The 17,092-nt window shown below is 73.1% G+C and carries 12 protein-coding genes and 1 riboswitch; of the genes, 9 read left to right on the top strand and 3 right to left on the bottom strand.

Annotated features, from left to right (window positions below; genetic code table 11):
* Positions 1 to 53: 53 nt before the first annotated feature.
* From HS045_RS26430 to HS045_RS26420, 3 genes are read left to right on the top strand one after another with little or no spacing between them, the layout of a single operon-like run.
* On the top strand, positions 54 to 2,123 hold the full coding sequence (locus HS045_RS26430; RefSeq protein WP_196454174.1) for an N-acetylneuraminate synthase family protein: 2,070 nt from the start codon (positions 54 to 56) through the stop codon (positions 2,121 to 2,123).
* 30 nt (positions 2,124 to 2,153) lie between these two features.
* Complete coding sequence (locus HS045_RS26425; protein ID WP_196454173.1) at positions 2,154 to 3,080, top strand: glycosyltransferase family 2 protein; 927 nt, start codon at positions 2,154 to 2,156, stop codon at positions 3,078 to 3,080.
* Positions 3,077 to 4,423 (top strand): polysialyltransferase family glycosyltransferase, encoded by a 1,347-nt coding sequence (locus HS045_RS26420; protein ID WP_196454172.1) that lies wholly within the window; start codon positions 3,077 to 3,079, stop codon positions 4,421 to 4,423. The genes HS045_RS26425 and HS045_RS26420 overlap by 4 nt, the downstream gene beginning before the upstream one ends.
* Before the next feature lie 102 nt (positions 4,424 to 4,525).
* Here HS045_RS26420 and HS045_RS26415 read toward each other — a convergent pair whose 3' ends face one another.
* The 3 genes from HS045_RS26415 to HS045_RS26405 form a co-directional block, all read right to left on the bottom strand.
* A complete protein-coding gene (locus tag HS045_RS26415; RefSeq protein ID WP_196454171.1) occupies positions 4,526 to 7,342 on the bottom strand; it encodes an ATP-binding protein in 2,817 nt (938 codons plus the stop codon).
* Positions 7,343 to 7,560: 218 nt separating this feature from the next.
* Positions 7,561 to 8,895, bottom strand: a complete 1,335-nt coding sequence (locus tag HS045_RS26410; protein WP_307827732.1) for a DUF6716 putative glycosyltransferase — start codon at positions 8,893 to 8,895, stop codon at positions 7,561 to 7,563.
* A gap of 11 nt (positions 8,896 to 8,906) precedes the next feature.
* Complete coding sequence (locus HS045_RS26405; RefSeq protein ID WP_196454169.1) at positions 8,907 to 9,959, bottom strand: hypothetical protein; 1,053 nt, start codon at positions 9,957 to 9,959, stop codon at positions 8,907 to 8,909.
* A 129-nt stretch (positions 9,960 to 10,088) separates the two neighbouring features.
* Between HS045_RS26405 and HS045_RS26400 the strand changes: the two genes are divergently transcribed.
* From HS045_RS26400 to HS045_RS26375, 6 genes are all read left to right on the top strand, one after another.
* On the top strand, positions 10,089 to 10,916 hold the full coding sequence (locus HS045_RS26400) for an aldo/keto reductase (RefSeq protein ID WP_196454168.1): 828 nt from the start codon (positions 10,089 to 10,091) through the stop codon (positions 10,914 to 10,916).
* A gap of 98 nt (positions 10,917 to 11,014) precedes the next feature.
* Positions 11,015 to 11,151: riboswitch (cyclic di-AMP (ydaO/yuaA leader) on the top strand.
* A 19-nt stretch (positions 11,152 to 11,170) separates the two neighbouring features.
* Positions 11,171 to 11,947 (top strand): CHAP domain-containing protein, encoded by a 777-nt coding sequence (locus tag HS045_RS26395; RefSeq protein WP_196454167.1) that lies wholly within the window; start codon positions 11,171 to 11,173, stop codon positions 11,945 to 11,947.
* A gap of 412 nt (positions 11,948 to 12,359) precedes the next feature.
* Positions 12,360 to 13,709, top strand: a complete 1,350-nt coding sequence (locus tag HS045_RS26390; protein ID WP_196454166.1) for an ABC transporter substrate-binding protein — start codon at positions 12,360 to 12,362, stop codon at positions 13,707 to 13,709.
* Between the two features lie 81 nt (positions 13,710 to 13,790).
* The gene (locus HS045_RS26385; protein WP_196454165.1) at positions 13,791 to 14,771 is read left to right on the top strand and encodes a carbohydrate ABC transporter permease; all 981 of its coding nucleotides are present in this window, start codon (positions 13,791 to 13,793) and stop codon (positions 14,769 to 14,771) included.
* Positions 14,768 to 15,646, top strand: a complete 879-nt coding sequence (locus HS045_RS26380) for a carbohydrate ABC transporter permease (RefSeq protein WP_196454164.1) — start codon at positions 14,768 to 14,770, stop codon at positions 15,644 to 15,646. Before HS045_RS26385 ends, HS045_RS26380 begins: the two co-directional genes overlap by 4 nt.
* Complete coding sequence (locus HS045_RS26375; protein ID WP_307827731.1) at positions 15,643 to 17,067, top strand: GH1 family beta-glucosidase; 1,425 nt, start codon at positions 15,643 to 15,645, stop codon at positions 17,065 to 17,067. Before HS045_RS26380 ends, HS045_RS26375 begins: the two co-directional genes overlap by 4 nt.
* Positions 17,068 to 17,092 lie beyond the last annotated feature (25 nt).

The raw sequence follows: 17,092 nt of genomic DNA, 5'->3' as shown, positions 1-17,092 counted from the left end.
GTTCCGAAAAGACCCCAGCTCAGGGGTGCTTGTCGGAGGTAAGAGGAGTCACCGTGCGAGTCCTGGCCGTCATCCCCGCCCGTGGAGGTTCGGCGGGCGTGCCGCTGAAGAACCTGGCCCCCGTGGGCGGCACCCCGCTGGTCGCCCGTGCGGTGCGGGCCTGCGTCCGGGCCGAGCTCGTCGACCGGGTCGTGGTCAGCACCGACCACCCGGGGATCGCCGAGGCCGCCCGCACCGCCGGAGCCGGGGTCGTCGACCGGCCCGGGGAGCTGAGCGGCGCGGAGGCCACCAGCGAGTCGGCCCTGCTGCACGCGCTCGACCGGCTGCCCGAGACCCCCGAGGTGGTCCTCCTCGTCCAGTGCACCAGCGCGTTCATCGACCCGGCCGACCTGGACGCCGCGATCGCGAAGGTCCTCGGCGGCGAGGCCGACGTGGTCTTCTCCGGGCTGGAGACGCACGAGTTCCTGTGGGACGCCGCGGGCGCCGGAGTCAACCACGACCCGTCGTACCGCCCGCGCCGGCAGGACCGCGAACCGCACTACCGCGAGACCGGCGCGTTCTACGTGATGCGCGCCGACGGCCTGCGCGAGCACGGCCACCGCTTCTTCGGCCGGGTCGCCGTGCAGCCGGTTCCGGCGCGGCACGCCGTCGAGGTGGACACCCCCGAGGATCTGGAGATCGTCCGCGCGCTGGCCCCCTTCACGGACCTGCCCGAGCCGATCGACGTGGACGCGGTGATCACCGACTTCGACGGGGTGCACACCGACGACCGCGCCTACGTCGGCGAGGACGGCCAGGAGATGGTCGCGGTGAACCGCTCCGACGGCATGGGCGTCTCCCTGCTGCGCCGGTCGGGCGTCAAGATCATGATCATGTCCACCGAGCAGAACCCGGTGGTCTCGGCCCGCGCCCGCAAGCTCGGCGTCCCCGTCCTGCAGGGCCTGACCGACAAGCGGACCGTGCTGCGCGACTGGCTGGCCATCGAGGGCCTGGACCCGGCGCGCGTCGCCTACGTCGGCAACGACGTCAACGACCTGGGCCCGATGAGCGACGTCGGCTGGCCCGTCGCCGTCCCCGACGCCCACCCCAGGGTGCGCGCCGCGGCGCGGGTCGTGCTCACCCGGCAGGGCGGGGCGGGAGCCGTACGGGAGCTGTGCGACCGGGTGCTGGCGGCCCGTCCCGAGGAGGCGGCCGCCCCGGCCACCGCCACCGCCCCGGCCCTGCGGGCCGAGCTCCGCCTGACCGCCTCTCCCCGCCCGGTCGCGATCGGCGACGCGCTCGTCGGCGCCGGGCAGCCGGTCTACGTGATCGCCGAGATCGGCATCAACCACAACGGCGACCTGGACATCGCGCGCCGGCTGATCGACGTGGCCGCCGAGGCGGGCTGCCAGGCCGTCAAGTTCCAGAAGCGCACGCCGGAGATCTGCGTCCCGCTGGAGCAGCGCGACCAGATCCGGCAGACGCCGTGGGGCGAGATGACCTACATGGAGTACAAGATCCGGACCGAGTTCGGGCACGCCGAGTACACCGAGATCGCGAAGTACTCCGCCGAGCGCGGCCTGCACTGGTTCGCCTCCCCCTGGGACGTGCCGTCGGTGGAGTTCCTGGAGTCCATGGACGTCGTCACGCACAAGGTCGCCTCGGCGAGCGTGACCGACCTGGAGCTGCTGCGGGCGCTCGCCGCCACCGGCAAGCCGATCATCCTGTCCACCGGCATGTCCACGCTGGAGGAGATCGACCGGGCGGTGGAGATCCTCGGCACCTCCAGGCTGGTGCTGATGCACGCCACCTCCACCTACCCGCTCCCCCCGGAGGAGGCCAACCTCCGCGCGATCACCACCCTGCAGGAGCGGTACGGCGTGCCCGTCGGCTACTCCGGCCACGAGCGCGGCCTGCAGATCTCGCTGGCGGCCGTCACCCTGGGCGCGGTGACCGTGGAGCGGCACATCACCCTGGACCGCACGATGTGGGGCTCCGACCACGCCGCCTCGCTGGAGCCGTCCGGCCTGGAGCACCTGGTCCGCGACATCCGCATCATCGAGACCGCGCTCGGCGACGGCGTCAAGCGCGTCTTCCCCGGCGAGGAGGCCCCCAAGGCCCGGCTGCGCCGCGTCACCGTCTAGGCTCCGCGCCCCGATCCCTGAGGGAAGAACGTGATCAAGCTGTCGGTCGTCGTCCCGGTGCGGGACGCCGAACTCTACGTCTCCGACGCGCTCACCTCGCTCGTGCGGAACGCGCGCCCGGACTTCGAGTTCGTCGTCGTGGACGACGGATCGGTGGACGGCACCGGGCAGGTCGTCGAGGACTTCCGCGACGACCTGCCCGGTCTCGTCGTGCTCCGCAACGAGACCCCGGTGGGCCTGGCCGAGGCCCGCAACCTGGGGCTCTCGCTGGCCTCCGGCCGCTACGTGAGCTTCATGGACGGCGACGACTGGCTCGCCCCCGGCTACCTCGCCGATCTCGTCGGCGCGATCGAGCACCTCGGCTGCGACTTCGTCCGGGTCGACCACGTCCAGGCGGAGGGCCGCAAGCGGGTGACCCACCGGGCGCCGCAGGCCGTACGGAACACGGTGCTCACGCCGCGCGAGCACATCCTGCCCGCCCGGTCGAAGACCATGGTCGACTACCCCTACGCCTGGGCCGGGATCTACCGGCGCGCCCTCGGCGACCTGCTGACCTTCCCCGGCCGGCTGCACACCGCCGAGGACCGGCCGTGGATCTGGCGGCTGCACCGCGAGGCCGCCTCGTTCGCGGTGGTCTCCCTGGCCGGGGTGTTCTACCGCCGGATGGTCTCCGGCTCCCTGACCCAGGTCGGGGACGAGCGCCAGCTGCACTTCTTCGACGCCTTCGACCTGGTCTTCGCCGACCTCCCCGAGGAGTTCGCGCCCAAGGCGGTCCGCCAGTTCCGCGCGCTGCTCGCCCACCACCTGGAGCTGCGCGAACGCTTCGCGCCCGAACTGCGCGAACGCTTCGAGCGGCGCGGCGCCGAGGCCCTGCGGCGGCTCCCGGCGGACCTGCCCGGCGTCGGGCTGGACCCCGAACGCGACCAGATCCTGCGCAGGCTCCTGGAGACCCGATGACCGCGAGGACCCAGCTGTTCTACGCCTCGACCCTGTTCGGCGCGGCGACCCTGGCCGCCGCGCTGGACGAGGGCGCGTTCGGGCCGCACGACGGCCGCCGGATCCTGCTGGTCTCCAACAACGCGGCCGTCCCGGAGATCACCCCGGCCCTGGACGAGGCCCCCGGCTTCGCGGCGCTGCGCCCGCGCTTCGACGAGGTGCACTCATGGAACGAGATCATCGCCCCGATGCACCCGTCGGACTGGCGGGCCCGCGTCATCGAGGTCCCGATGACGGGCCGGCTGCTCCGCTCCCACCTGTCCCTGGGCGACGGCCCGGACGAGCTCGTCGTGGAGTCCGTCGCGGTGCCCCCCGCGCGGACCGTCGCCGGCCTGCTGCGGGACTGCCCCGTCACCGTCTACTCCGACGGCCTGATGAGCTACGGCCCGACCCGCGACCCGCTGCCCACCGAGATCGCCGGCCGGATCACCCGCCTGCTCCACCTCGACCTGGTACCGGGCCTGGCCCCGCTCCTGCTGTCGGAGTACGGCGTGCCCGCGCGGACCGTCTCCGGCGCGTCCTTCCTGCGCGCCCTCGGCGGGATCCCGGGACCGGAGAGCACCGGGACGGGCCGGGAGAGCACCGGGACGGCGGTCGGCGAGACGGGCACGGGCACGGGCACGGGGATGATCCTCGGGCAGTACCTGTCGGCGCTCGGCATCGTCACCCCCGAGGAGGAGGACGGGCTGCACGCGGACATGCTGCGCGCCCTGGCCGCCCGGGGCTGCGCGTCGGTGCTGTTCAAGCCGCATCCGGCCGCCGGGCGGCGGCACGCGCGCCGGCTCCGCGAGGTGGCCGCGGGACTCGGCGTCCGGCTCTCCGTGGCGGAGGAGACCGTCCCCGCCGAGTCGTGCTTCGCGGCGCTCCGCCCGGAGCTGGTGGTGGGCTGCTTCTCCACCGCCCTGGTCACCGCCCGGCACCTGTTCGGCCTGGAGGCGGCCACCGTCGGCGGGGAACTCGTCCTGGAGCGGCTCACGCCGTACGAGAACAGCAACCGCGTGCCCGTCACCATCACCGACGCGCTCCTGCCCCGGCTGCGGCCGGACGGCTCGCTGGAACGGCCTCCGTCACTCGACGTCCCGGCGCTGGTCCGCGCGGTCGGCTACTGCATGCAGAGCGAGGCCTATCCGGAACTGCGCGCGGAGGCCGCCGCCTACCTGGACGCGCACGGCACGGCCCGCTACTTCAAGCGGCAGCGCCTGACCGCCCTGGACCTCCTGCCCGCGGGCGCCGCCGGTACGGCCGGCCCCGGTTCCGGCGCGCTGGACAGGCTGCGGCGGCGGCTGTCCCGGGCGCTCTCCTGACGCGGGCGCGCCCGGGAGGTTCAGGAGGTCCAGGCGCGATCGGGCAGAGGACTCCGGGGAAGGGACGCCCCAGGGAGGGCGCAGGGAGGACGCAGGGAGGACTCAGTCCGCCCGGTCCGCGTCCGCGGCGTCCGCCCGGTCCGCGTCCGCGGCGTCCGCCCGGTCCGCGTCCGCGGCGTCCGCCCGGTCCGGGTCCGCGGCGGGCAGCCGGACGGTGAAGACGGTGCCGCCGCCCTTTCGGGGCGCGGCGGCCACGCTCCCGCCGTGCGCCTCGACGATCGCCCTGGTGACGGCCAGGCCCAGCCCGGTGCCCTCGACCCCGGCCTCCTGCGCGGTGGAGGCGCGGAAGAACCGGTCGAACAGGCGCGGGTACTCCTCGGCGGGGACGCCGATGCCGGTGTCGGCGACGGAGATGATCGTCTCATCGCCCTTCCCCTCGGCGGTGACGGTGACGGAGCCGCCGACGGGCGTGTACCTGATCGCGTTGGACAGCAGGTTGTCCAGCGCCTGGCGGAGCCGTACCGGGTCGGCGCGCACGGACAGGCCGCCGACCACGTCGGCGGTGACGGTGAGCCGCTTGACGGCGGTCGCGGGCCGGTGGTCGTCGACGGCGGTGCGCACCAGGCGGGCCAGGGAGACCTCCCGCAGGTCGATGCCGACCCGCCCGGCGTCGAAACGCGCCAGGTCCAGCAGGTCGTCGACCAGCCGCCGCAGGTGCTCGCTCTCGCGGTCGATCACCTCGGTGAGCGACCGCCGCTCACCGGCCAGGTCGGGATCGTCCAGGAGCATCTCCGTGTAGCCCCGGATGGCCCCGATCGGGGAGCGCAGTTCGTGGCTGACCACGGCCACCAGCTCGTCCTTCATCCGGTCCAGGTCCCGCAGCCGGTGGACCTGCTCCTGCTCCTCCGCCAGCAGGCGCTCGCGCTCCTCCTCCAGCCGGTAGTGCTCGGTGACGTCGCTGGAGATGCCGTCGACGAACAGGCGCCCGTCCTCACGGCGGGGCCGGGCCCGGCACCAGAACCGGCGGGTGACGTCGTCCGGGCCGCGGATCCGGAACACGGCCTCCGCCGCCCGGCCGGACGCGAGCGCGTGCAGGTAGGCGTCCACCGCCGCCCGGTCCTCCGGGTGGACGCGGGAGAGCGCCGGCTCCGGGATCCGGACGTCCCCGACCGACCGGGCGCCGGACCTCCCGCCGGTGTCCGAGCTGGTGTACACCGTGCGGAACGCGCCGTCGGGGAGGATCTCCAGGGTCCACACGTCGTCGTTGACCTGGCTGATGATCCGGTCGAAATGGCGGCGGCCGGCCTCCAGCTCCCGAGCGATCTCCTCGGCGCGGCGGCGGACGAGGTGGTGCCCGAGGTGGGCGCAGACACCGTCGAGCAGGGTGATCAGCTCCCTGTCCGGTTCCGCGACGGTGTCGGCGAAGAAGGCCAGCACCCCCAGCAGTTCCCGGCCGCCGCGCACCGGCAGGCCGACGGCGGCGTGCAGTCCGGCCCGCGCCGCGGCCTCCCGCCGGATGAAACCGAGGGGGTCGGACGGCAGGTCGCGGACCCAGATCTCCCCGCCGGTGGCCCACACGAGGCCGGGCAGGCCCACCCCGGAGTGGAACGTGACCTTCTCCTCTCCGGTGAACTCCGCCAGGTCCCGTCCCGGCGCGGACCACGAGGCGGTGCGGACGATGCCGGAGCCGTCGGCGGCGATGTGCCAGTACTCCCCGCACGCCCAGCCCAGTCCCCGGGCGACCGCGGCGACCACGCATCCGGCGGCCTCCTCGCCGGAGGACGCGTCGGCCAGCGCCTCGGCGACGGCCCGCTGCGCGCCGCGCAGGACCTCGCTCCGGTGCCGGTCGGTGATGTCGTGCATGACCGCCACCGCACCGAGCCGGCTCCCGTCGGAGGCGTCGATCGGCCGGCCGTTGACCAGGAACCGGCGCGGGGAGAGGCCCGGCGTGGAGACCACCACCTGCTCGCCCTCGACCCGTTCGCCGGCGAAGGCCCGCGCCAGCGGCACCTCCTCCGGGCGGAGCAGCCCGCGTCCGTCCGCGGTCATCAGATGGTAGGTCTCGGCCCATTCCCGGGCGTCCAGCGGCTGTTCGGAGATCCGGTGCACGGCGCGCAGCGCCCGGTTGAACAGCGCGATCCTGCCGTCGGCGTCGCAGGCGACCACTCCGACCTCGAGGCTGTCGAGCAGTGCCGCCAGGAAGGTCCGCTCCCGCTCCAGCTCCAGCTCCTTCTCCGCGGCCCGGGACGCGGACACGTCGCCGGACCGGGACGCGGACACGTCGCGGGCCCGGTCGAGGACCGCCCGCAACCGGCGCTCCGTCAGCAGCGCCTCGCCGTCCGCCAGCCGCGACGCGAGCTCCGCCTCGGCCATCGCCGCGATGTCCGCGGCCGTGTCCACCTGGGCCGCCGCCCACCGCCGGGGCCCGGTGTCGATCACTCCCAGCGCCCCCAGGACCGCGCCGTCCGGCGCGCGGAGCGGGAACCCGGCGCAGGAGCCCGCCTTCAGCCAGGGGAGCGCCGGATCGCCGCACCACCGCCCTCCCGTCCGGGTGTCGTCGCGGACGTCGGACACGACCAGCGGCGTCCCCCGCGCCATGACGTGCCCGCACAGGGAGCCCCGCAGCGGGGCCCGCCGCGCGCCCTGCCGTGCCTCCCACCGCACCCCCTGCGGCGCCTCCCCCGGTGCCTCCCGCGGTGCCCTCTGCCGTGCGGCGGACCCCGCCGCGCCGAGGACCACCTGCTCGGCGGCGTCCGCCAGGACCACCAGCGCGGCGGGCACGTCCAGCAGTGCGGCCGCCAGTCCGGCCAGCCGGGTCAGGGAGGGCGCCTCCGGGGCGTCGAGCAGACCCGTGGCGCGCAGCGCCTCCAACCGGCGCGCGTCACCGGCCGCCGGTGACGCCGGGCGCGCCGAGCACATGGTCCGCCACCTCCATGGTTCCGTCCCCCTGAGGTCACCCGGTGCGTGGGCCTGCCACTATCGAGTTAAGCACCCTCCGCCGGCGGGCGACCGGCGGCCCCCGCCCGCGACCGCCGCACCCGGCCCGGCGACGGTCCGGACGCCCCGAGGCGCCGATCCGGCCCGGGACGCGCCGGCCGGCGCCGCTCCGCCGCGTCGGGCCGGCCCGGCGCCTCGGGTCAGCCCAGCGCTTTCAGGTAGCGGCGCATCCGCCGCTTGGCCCGGTAGCCGACCCGGAGCACGTTGGGCGGAACCTCCACGCGCAGGCGGGCGCGGCGACGGGCGGTCGCGTACTCGGGTCCGTCGAGCAGCGAGGCGGCGGGGGTGAGCCGGCCGGAACGCGCCTGCCCGACCAGGGAGACCAGGCGCCCGGTCCAGTCGCTCTCCCCGTCGCCGTGGAAGTAGTTCGCCGTGCACCACGCCCCGTCCGGCGTGCGGAACCGCCCTTCGGACAGGTCCTCCAGGGTGCCGAGGACCCCGCTCCCCTCGAAGACGAGATTGATCATCTCGGCGCTGACCCCGAAGTCGGACAGCACCAGCAGCGGCACCGAACAGGCGATGGCCTCCAGCGCGGCGGTCGAGCTGACCGTGACGAACCCCGCCGCCCGGGCCAGGTGCTCGTGCATCGGGCCGGCCTCGAAGCGGAGGGCGCCGGAGCGCCCGCCGAGTTCCTGCCACAGGCGCTGGTAGTGGTGGCGCTCGTTGTGCGTCTGGCGCTCGTCGGCCAGCGCCCGGAGCTTGACGACCACGTCCAGGTCCGGGCGCCGTTCGGCCAGATCCGCCAGGGCGAGCAGGATGCGCTCGCGGTCCTCGCGCCGCCTGGGCACCTTGGCCTGGGTGGCGAACACCACCCGGTCGCGCGGCGGCGCCGGGGCGGCCTCGCCCTCCCTCGGGCCGGAGCCGCCGGAGCCGCCGGATCCCCCGGAGCCGCCGACGCCGCCGAGGGCGCCGGGACCCGCCGGACCGCCCAAGCCGCCGGGCCTTCCGGGGCGCAGGAAGGGCAGCCGGGCCAGTCCCACCTGCCCGCCTCCGCCCAACCTCCGGCCGACCTCGGAGAACTCCTCCACCTCCCGCCCGCTGTGCAGCACGAACAGGTCGCATCCGCTGCGGAACAGCCAGGCCTTGTCGGTGGCCGGGACGGAGATCCCCGGCAGTCCGGTCACGAACACCGGCCTCGGAGACAGCCCCGCGAGCACCTCCGAGGTCAGGATGTCCACCACGGGCCCGGTGCAGGCGACCAGCACGGCGTCCGGCCGGAACCGCTCGGCCGTACGGCGCAGCCCCCGGGCCGACAGCACCGGCGGATCGGGCACCGCCCCGGGCCCGGCAGTGGGCACCGCTCCGGGCCCGGCGCCGGAGGCCGGGCCCGGCGCCGAGCCGGAGACCGCCGCGCGGATCTGGGCGGGTGACGGCGTGATGGGGGTGCGGACCACCGCCAGTTCCGTCGTGCAGCCTTCGGGGAGGCCCGCGAGCAGGCAGGCGGCCCACTTCAGGTAGGAATCCGAGTCGGCCACGGCCAGGACCTTCAACGCACGGCTCCAGTGTCGTGATGGGCGAACATCGACAGATGCGAGCGGAGCGACGGCGCCGCCCGGGAGGTCCACCACTCGTCGGGGACCTCCACCGTCTCCACGGTCACGCCCCGCGCCGAGAGCAGGACCCGCAGGGAGGTGACCGCGGTGGAGGGCAGGCTCAGCACCCGCTGCTCGGCGGCCAGCCCGCGCAGGGTCATCTCCGCCGGGCCCCCGCCGTCGTAGACGGTGATCCCGGGCTGCCGCCCGACCCGGGCGAGGTCGTCGGGGTCCTCCCGGCGGTGCGGGAAGTAGGCCACGGGCCCGGCCGAGCCGAGCCCGGCCAGCCAGGTGAAGTAGCGTTCGCGGTCGATCAGGCCGTTGCGGACCAGCGAGGTGCCCAGCACGACGGTGCGCTCCCGCGGGCCGGGGCCCTGCAGCGGCCGGCCGCGCAGCCAGGCGAAGTCGTGGGTCACCAGCTCCGCGCCGGTGCGCCGTACGGCGGCGGCCAGCTCGTCCGGGACGGGCAGCGCGGTGAAGACCGTCAGCCGGCCGGACCGGGCGGCGGCGCGGAGCCGGAGGGCCGCGGCCGTCCCCAGCGCCGCCCGGAGCGCGGAGCGCAGCGCCCCGCCGGTGGCGCGGGCCCGCAGCAGTGGCGTGCCCGCCCGCCGGGTGAGCAGTTCCAGGAGCCTGACGGTGGCCAGCCCGTCGTCGACGATCACGACGCGGCGGGGGAAGGCGGTGAGCCAGGCCAGCTGGACCCGACCGGAGAAGGCGTCGCCCATCACCCAGGCGGCGGCGCGCGCCGGGCGCGGCATGTCCGGCTCCGGCGCGGCCAGCTCCAGCCCGTCCGGCAGGCCGAGCCGGCGCAGCTCCCGGCGGGTGACGGCGAGCGGGCGCAGCCCCGCCCGGGGCACGACCCGGGTCCGGGCGCCCAGCAGTCCCGCGTGGTGGGCCTCCAGGGCGCAGAGCATCTGCAGCGGGGACTCCACCCAGGCGACGGCCGAACACTGCTCCCGCGCGTGGTCTCGACCGTCCTGCTCCACGCCGGGCGATGACCCGTTCACGACCGCCCCAACGTAACGCGGCGGTCTTACGGGACCGGGAACCCCGGGTGAACAGCCGACCACGCCCTACGGGAGGTAAAGCGCAGTTCCATCCGGTTCGTCCGGGTGCGGATGGGAGATCATGAAGGCATGGAATTCGTGACTCTCAACAACGGTGTCCGTATGCCCCGGCTCGGTTTCGGCGTCTGGCGGATACCCGACGACGAGGCCGCCGCGGCCGTGGCCACCGCGCTCGAGGCCGGCTACCGGAGCATCGACACCGCCGCGCTGTACCGCAACGAGGAGGGCGTGGGCCGGGCCCTGCGCGCCGCCGGCGTGCCGCGTGAGGAGGTGTTCGTCACGACCAAGCTCTGGAACGACGCCCACGGCTACGACGCGGCGCTGCGCGCCTTCGACGCGAGCATGGAGCGGCTCGGCCTGGACCGCCTCGACCTCTATCTGATCCACTGGCCGGTCCCGGCCCAGGACCTGTACCTGGAGGCGTGGCGGGCGCTGGAGAGGCTGTACGCCGACGGCCGGGTGCGGGCCGTCGGGGTCAGCAACTTCACGGTGGAGCACCTGGAACGCGTGCTCCAGGAGGGGAGCGTCGTTCCGGCCGTCAACCAGATCGAGCTGCACCCGCAGCTCCCCCAGGCCGAGCTGCGCGGCCACCACGCCGCGCACGGCATCGTCACGGAGGCGTGGAGCCCGCTCGGCCAGGGCCGGGGACTGCTGGACGAGCCGGTCCTGGCCGGGGTCGCGGCCCGGCACGGGGTCACCCCCGCCCAGGTGGTGCTCCGCTGGCACCTGCGGCTGGGCAACGTGGTGATCCCCAAGTCGGTCACGCCGTCGCGGATCGCCGAGAACCTCGACGTGTTCGGGTTCGAGCTGGACGACGCGGACATGGAGGCGATCGCGTCGCTGGACGCGGGCCGGCGCCTGGGCCCGGACCCGGCGACGTTCAACCAGGTGCACTGAACCGATGGACGCTCCGTAGCGGCCCCCGGCCGGCCCCTCTCCGCCATGACCGGACCTTTGCCGGGACGTGACTCAACTCGCCCCGCCTCCTCCCGATGAGGTCATGGACGCCGAATCCGCGACCCCGCGGAACCGGGGACCCGGCTCCCCCGGGGTGAATCAGCGCCCGCGCGCTGTAGGGCGCTTCCCGGCCCGAACCCGTCAGTCGACCCGGTACGGCGGCACGGAAGCCGAGCAAGGAGTCGAACCCCCGCATGGGCAAGCACCGCCGTACCTCCCCCGCGAAGATCCGCCGCATCCTTCCCGTGAAGACCCGCCCCGCCGCCTCACCCTCCCCCACGACGGGGCGCCGCCTCACCCACGTCCTCGTGGGCGCGTCCGTCACCCTGGCGGGCGGGGTGGCGGCGAGCCCGCCGGCCCACGCCGCGGCCCTACGCCCCGCGCTGCCCGACGTCCTCGCCGGGGTCGCCGGGGGCGCTGCGGACCTGCCCGCCTCCGCCAGGACCCCGCTGCAGCTCATCGCCGACGGGCTGCCCCGGGTCTCGGCCGACGAGGTGCTCTCCATCGCCGCGAGCCAGATCGGCGTGGAGGAGGACGACGAGGGCGGCGGGACCCGGTTCCACCGGTGGTACATGAACTCCTACCGCGCCGCGGAGACCGTCACGCGCGACGGCGGCGCGATCCGCGGCTACGCCAACGCCCCCTGGTGCGCGATGTTCGTCTCCTGGGTCGGCGAGCGGGCCGGCATCCGGCCGGTCTTCGGCTGGGACGCCTACACCGTGACCTACGCCCAGTGGTTCCGGGCCAACGGCCACTGGGGAACCGCCGCCGAGCGCGGCGCCCTCGTCTTCTTCGACTGGAAGAGGGGGGACAGCCTGTACGGCATCGACCACGTCGGCCTGGTCGAGAAGGACAACGGCGACGGCACGATCACCACGATCGAGGGCAACACCGGCAACGGCAAGGTCGAGCGGCGCGTCCGGCCCAAGGCCGAGGTCGTCGGCTACGGCTACCCGGTCTACCGGGCCTGAACGGTCCGCCGGAACAGAACCCGCCGGAAAAGGGGGCGGCTCGGGCGAGCCGCCCCCTTCCTGCCGTCCGGCCCGGGCCCCCGCCCGCCGGGCCTGGTCACCGACCCCGTCCGGACATGGAGGTTTCCGCCCCCCGGTCCGCGAAGGACCAGGATGCATGGTCGCGTTATGGGAGCGCTCCCAAGAGTCTATCTGAGATATACATCCCTACAAACAGCCATATGTCCGATGTTTAAGACCGAGATGTAACGGTTGAGTTTCGGCATATTGACGTCCAGGTTGCCTATCGTCCACGCTTCGTGGGAGCGCTCCCAAAGCATTTTGCAGAGCAGCCAGCCGCAGCCCGGTTGTCGGGGACCGGCTGCGGCTGCACCTCCCACCGATTCGGGCGACCACCTGAGAGGGGTCCGGAATGTTGAACACCAAGCGGCAGGGCAAGCTCGCCGCAGTAGCGGTCATGGCGGCCACCGCCCTTGCGATCACGTCCTGCGGTTCGGGCGAGTCCAAGCCCGCCGCCGGCGGCGGCGCGTCCTCGGCCGCGGCCGAGCCGGTCACCATCACCGTCCACACCTTCGGCGGCGGCGAGAACTTCGGCTACGACAAGGCCGTCGAGAAGTGGAACGCCGAGCACCCGAACATCCAGGTCAAGTACCAGAACCTGACCGACCGGTTCGAGGACGTCTACCTGCCGCAGCTGCTGCAGAAGCTGCAGGCCGGCAGCGGCACCGCCGACATCGTCGGCATCGACGAGGGCGCGATGGGCCTCATGAAGGCCCGCCCGCAGTTCTTCGCCGACCTCGGCCAGTTCGGGCTGGACAGCCGCAAGGCCGACTTCCCCGCCGCCAAGTGGGAGAACGGCATCAACAAGGACGGCAAGCTCTTCGCCCTCGGCACCGACATCGGCGGCATGACCATGTGCTACCGCAAGGACCTGTTCGAGAAGGCCGGTCTGCCGACCGACCGCGAGGAGGTCGGCAAGCTCTGGCCGGACTGGGCCGCCTTCATGGAGGCCGGCAAGAAGTTCCAGGCCGCCAACACCGGCAAGGGCGACCCCAAGTTCCTCGACGGCCCGAACACCCTCTACAACGTGGTGCTCTCGCAGGAGGGCCCGAAGAACGGCAACATCGCCTACTTCGACACCAGCAACCAGCTCGTCATCGACAAGAACCCGGCCGTCAAGACCGCGTTCGACACGGTGAAGTCCTTCAGCGAGGCCGGCCTGACCGCCAAGCTCGCCTCGTTCACCCCCGAGTGGAACGCCGCGATCAAGAAGGGCGGCTTCGCCACCATGGGCTGCCCGGCCTGGATGCTGGGCGTGGTCTCCGGTGCGGCCGGTGACGAGAACAAGGGCAAGTGGGACGTGGCCGCGGTTCCCGGCGGCGCCGGCAACTGGGGCGGTTCCTACCTCGCGGTGCCCGCGCAGAGCAAGCACCAGAAGGAGGCCGCCGAGGTCCTGAACTACCTCACCGGCAAGGAGGGCCACGTCATGGCCTTCCAGGAGGCCGCCGCCTTCCCGAGCTCCCTCCCCGCCCAGCAGGACCCGGCGGTCGCCGACCTGAAGAACGAGTTCTTCAACGACGCGCCGACCGGCCAGATCTTCGGCGCCTCGGTCAAGGACCTGCTCCCGCTCTTCCTGGGTGAGAAGCACGCCCAGGTCAAGACCGCGGCGGAGAAGGTGCTGGAGGGCATGGACAAGGGCTCGATCCCCTACGGCGAGGCCTGGACCAAGTTCGTCGAGGCCGGCACCAAGGCAGCGGGCTGACCCCTCCCGTTCGGCCCGGGCCCGGCGGCGGCGACCCCGCCGCCGGGCCCGTGGCCTGCCCTTGAGCTGAAAGGCTGACCGATGACCCTCAATGTCGACACCCCCGCCCCGGCGCGGCGGGAAGGCCCCCGCCGGTCTTCCGGACACCGGGGCTCGGGACGCGGCGGCAGCGGACTCGCCCGGTTCGACCTCCGGGCGACCCCCTACTTCCTCGTCTCCCCCTACTTCCTGCTCTTCGCCGTCTTCGGCCTCTTCCCGCTCGGCTACACCGCCTGGGTCTCCCTGCACGACTGGGAGCTGGCCGGCGACAAGACCTTCCTCGGACTCGACAACTACGTCGAGCTGATCGCCGACGGATCGTTCTGGAACGCGGTGCTCAACACCGTCGGGATCTTCATCATCTCGACGATCCCGCAGCTCGTCATGGCGCTGATGCTCGCCAACGCGCTCAACAAGCGCATCCGGGGCCGGCTCTTCTTCCGCCTCGGCATCCTGCTCCCGCTGGTGACCTCGGTCGTCGCGGTCGCGGTGGTCTTCACCCAGCTCTACGGGCGCGACTACGGAATGATCAACTGGTTCCTCGGCCTGTTCGGCGTCGAGGCCATCGAGTGGCAGAACCAGAGCTGGAGCGCGTGGATCGCGATCTCCACGATGATCGACTGGCGCTGGACCGGCTACAACGCGATCATCCTGCTGGCCGCCATGCAGACGATCCCCAAGGACCTCTACGAGGCCGCCTCCCTCGACGGCGCCTCGCCCCGGCGGCAGTTCTGGCAGATCACCGTGCCGATGCTGCGCCCGACGCTCATCTTCGTGGTGTTCGTCTCCACCATCGGCGGCCTGACCCTGTACGCCGAGCCGGTGATGTTCGAGGGCAACCCGACGATGGCGGGCGGTGCCACGAACCAGTACCAGACGGTGGCCATGTTCATCGTCAAGGAGGCCTTCCGCGACTTCGACATGGGCTACGCCTCGGCGGCCGCCTGGCTGCTGTTCGCGCTCATCCTCATCGGCATCCTGATCAACTACTCGTTCACCCGCCGCATCGGGGGTAAGAAGTGACGGCGATCCAAGCCCGGCGGCGCAAGGGCCCCGCGTCCGCGGCGAACCGCATCTGGGACGCGGGCCCGCTGACGAAGGCCGTCCTCGCCTTCGCCCTCGTGCTCTCGGCCTTCCCGATCTACTACATGTTCATCATGGCCACGCGGACCAACGACGAGGCGCTCGACACCCCGCCGCCGCTGCTGCCCGGCGGCCACCTCGGCGAGAACGTCGAGCGGCTGCTGGCCACCGAGGACGCCTACTTCGCCACCGGGCTGATCAACTCGATCATCATCGCGACCACCGTGACCGTCTCGGTGGTGATCATCTCCACCCTGGCCGGCTTCGCCTTCGCCAAGCTGAGGTTCCGGGGCAGCAAGATCCTGCTGGGCTCGATCCTGCTGACCATGATGGTCCCGCTCCAGCAGATGGGCATCGTCCCGCTCTACGAGATGATGGTGAACCTCGGCTGGACCGGGCAGATCCAGGCGGTGATCCTGCCCTTCCTGGTCAACGGGTTCGGGGTCTTCATGATGACCCAGTACACCACCCAGGCCGTGCCGGACGAGCTCGTCGAGGCCGCCCGCGTCGACGGCGCCTCCACCATGCGCATCTACGCCAACGTGATCCTGCCCGCCGTGCGGCCCGGCATGGCCGTTCTGGCGCTGCTCACCTTCATGCAGAACTGGAACGAGTTCATGTGGCCGTCGATCGTGCTGAACCCGGAGAACCCGGTGGTCCAGACCTCGATCGCGGCGCTCAACCAGGCGCACGGCACCGACTACGTCATGCTCTTCACCGGCACGGCGGCCTCGGTCCTCCCGCTCGTCATCGTTTTCGTCGCGTTCGGCCGGCAGATCGTCGGCGGACTCATGGAAGGTGCGGTCAAGGCGTGACAACGCAGGATACGCAGATTCAGAGCCCGGATCTGGTGTTCCCGACCGGCTTCGTCTGGGGCGCGGCCACCTCCGCCTACCAGATCGAGGGCGCCGTCTCCGAGGACGGCCGCGGCACCTCCATCTGGGACACCTTCGTCCGGCAGCCCGGCAGGGTGGTCAACGGCGAGAACGCGGACGTGGCCATCGACCACTACCACCGCTACCGCGAGGACGTGGAGACGATGGCCGGCCTCGGCCTCGGCGCCTACCGGTTCTCCGTCTCCTGGCCCCGGATCCAGCCGGACGGCACCGGCCCGGTCAACGCCAAGGGCCTCGACTTCTACAGCAGGCTCGTCGACGAGCTGCTCTCCCGGGGCATCGACCCCTGGGTGACGCTCTACCACTGGGACCTGCCGCAGGCGCTGGAGGACGCGGGCGGCTGGCCCGCCCGCGACACGGCCAAGCGCTTCGCCGACTACGCGGCCCTCGTGCACGACGCCCTGGGCGACCGGGTCCGCAACTGGAGCACGGTCAACGAGCCGTGGTGCGCGGCGTTCCTCGGCTACGCCTCCGGCGAGCACGCTCCCGGGCGGCGCGAGCCGGCCCAGGCCCTGCGCGCCGCGCACCACCTGCTGCTCGCGCACGGCCTGGCCGTGGAGGCCATGCGCGCCCAGCGCTCCGACACCCGGATCGGCGGCTGCGTCAACCTCTACGCGATCTCGCCGCAGACCGGCTCCGAGGCCGACCTGGACGCCGCGCGCCGCATCGACGGCCTGCAGAACCGGTTCTTCCTCGACGCCCTGCTCAAGGGCTCCTACCCCGCCGACGTGCTGGAGGACTTCGGCGCGATGGCGGACTTCGCCCAGGACGGCGACCTGGACGTGATCTCGGCCCCGCTGGACATGCTGCTGATCAACTACTACAGCCGCTTCACCGTCTCGGGCACGCCCGGCGGCGCGGCGTCGGCGGCGGCCGCGCCCACCGACACCGGTTCCCCGTGGGTCGGCAGCGAGCACGTCTCGTTCGTCCAGGGCGGCCGTCCGGTCACGGCCATGGGCTGGGAGATCGACGACTCCGGCCTCTACGAGCTCCTGGTCCGGGTGGCCCGGGAGTACCCCGCGGTCCCGCTGGTCATCTCCGAGAACGGCGCCGCCTTCGACGACGTCATGACCGACGACGGAGCCGTGCGGGACGACGAGCGGCGCGACTACCTCGCCGCCCACCTGCGCACCTGCCACGCCGCGATCGAGGCGGGCGTCCCGCTCGAGGGGTACTTCGCCTGGTCGCTGATGGACAACTTCGAGTGGGCCTGGGGATACGGCAAGCGCTTCGGTCTCGTGCACGTCGACTACGACACGCAAGTGAGAGTTCCCAAGGAGAGCGCTCTTTGGTATGCCGAGACCATCAGGCGCGGAGGCCTGAGCGGTCCGGCAGAATAAGGGCGGCACATTACCCATGGGGGCG

This window comes from Planomonospora sp. ID82291 (assembly GCF_015711645.1).
Lineage (GTDB): Bacteria > Actinomycetota > Actinomycetes > Streptosporangiales > Streptosporangiaceae > Planomonospora.
The sequence above is the reverse complement of the archived record's forward strand: the minus strand, read 5'-3'. Positions and strand labels throughout refer to the sequence as shown.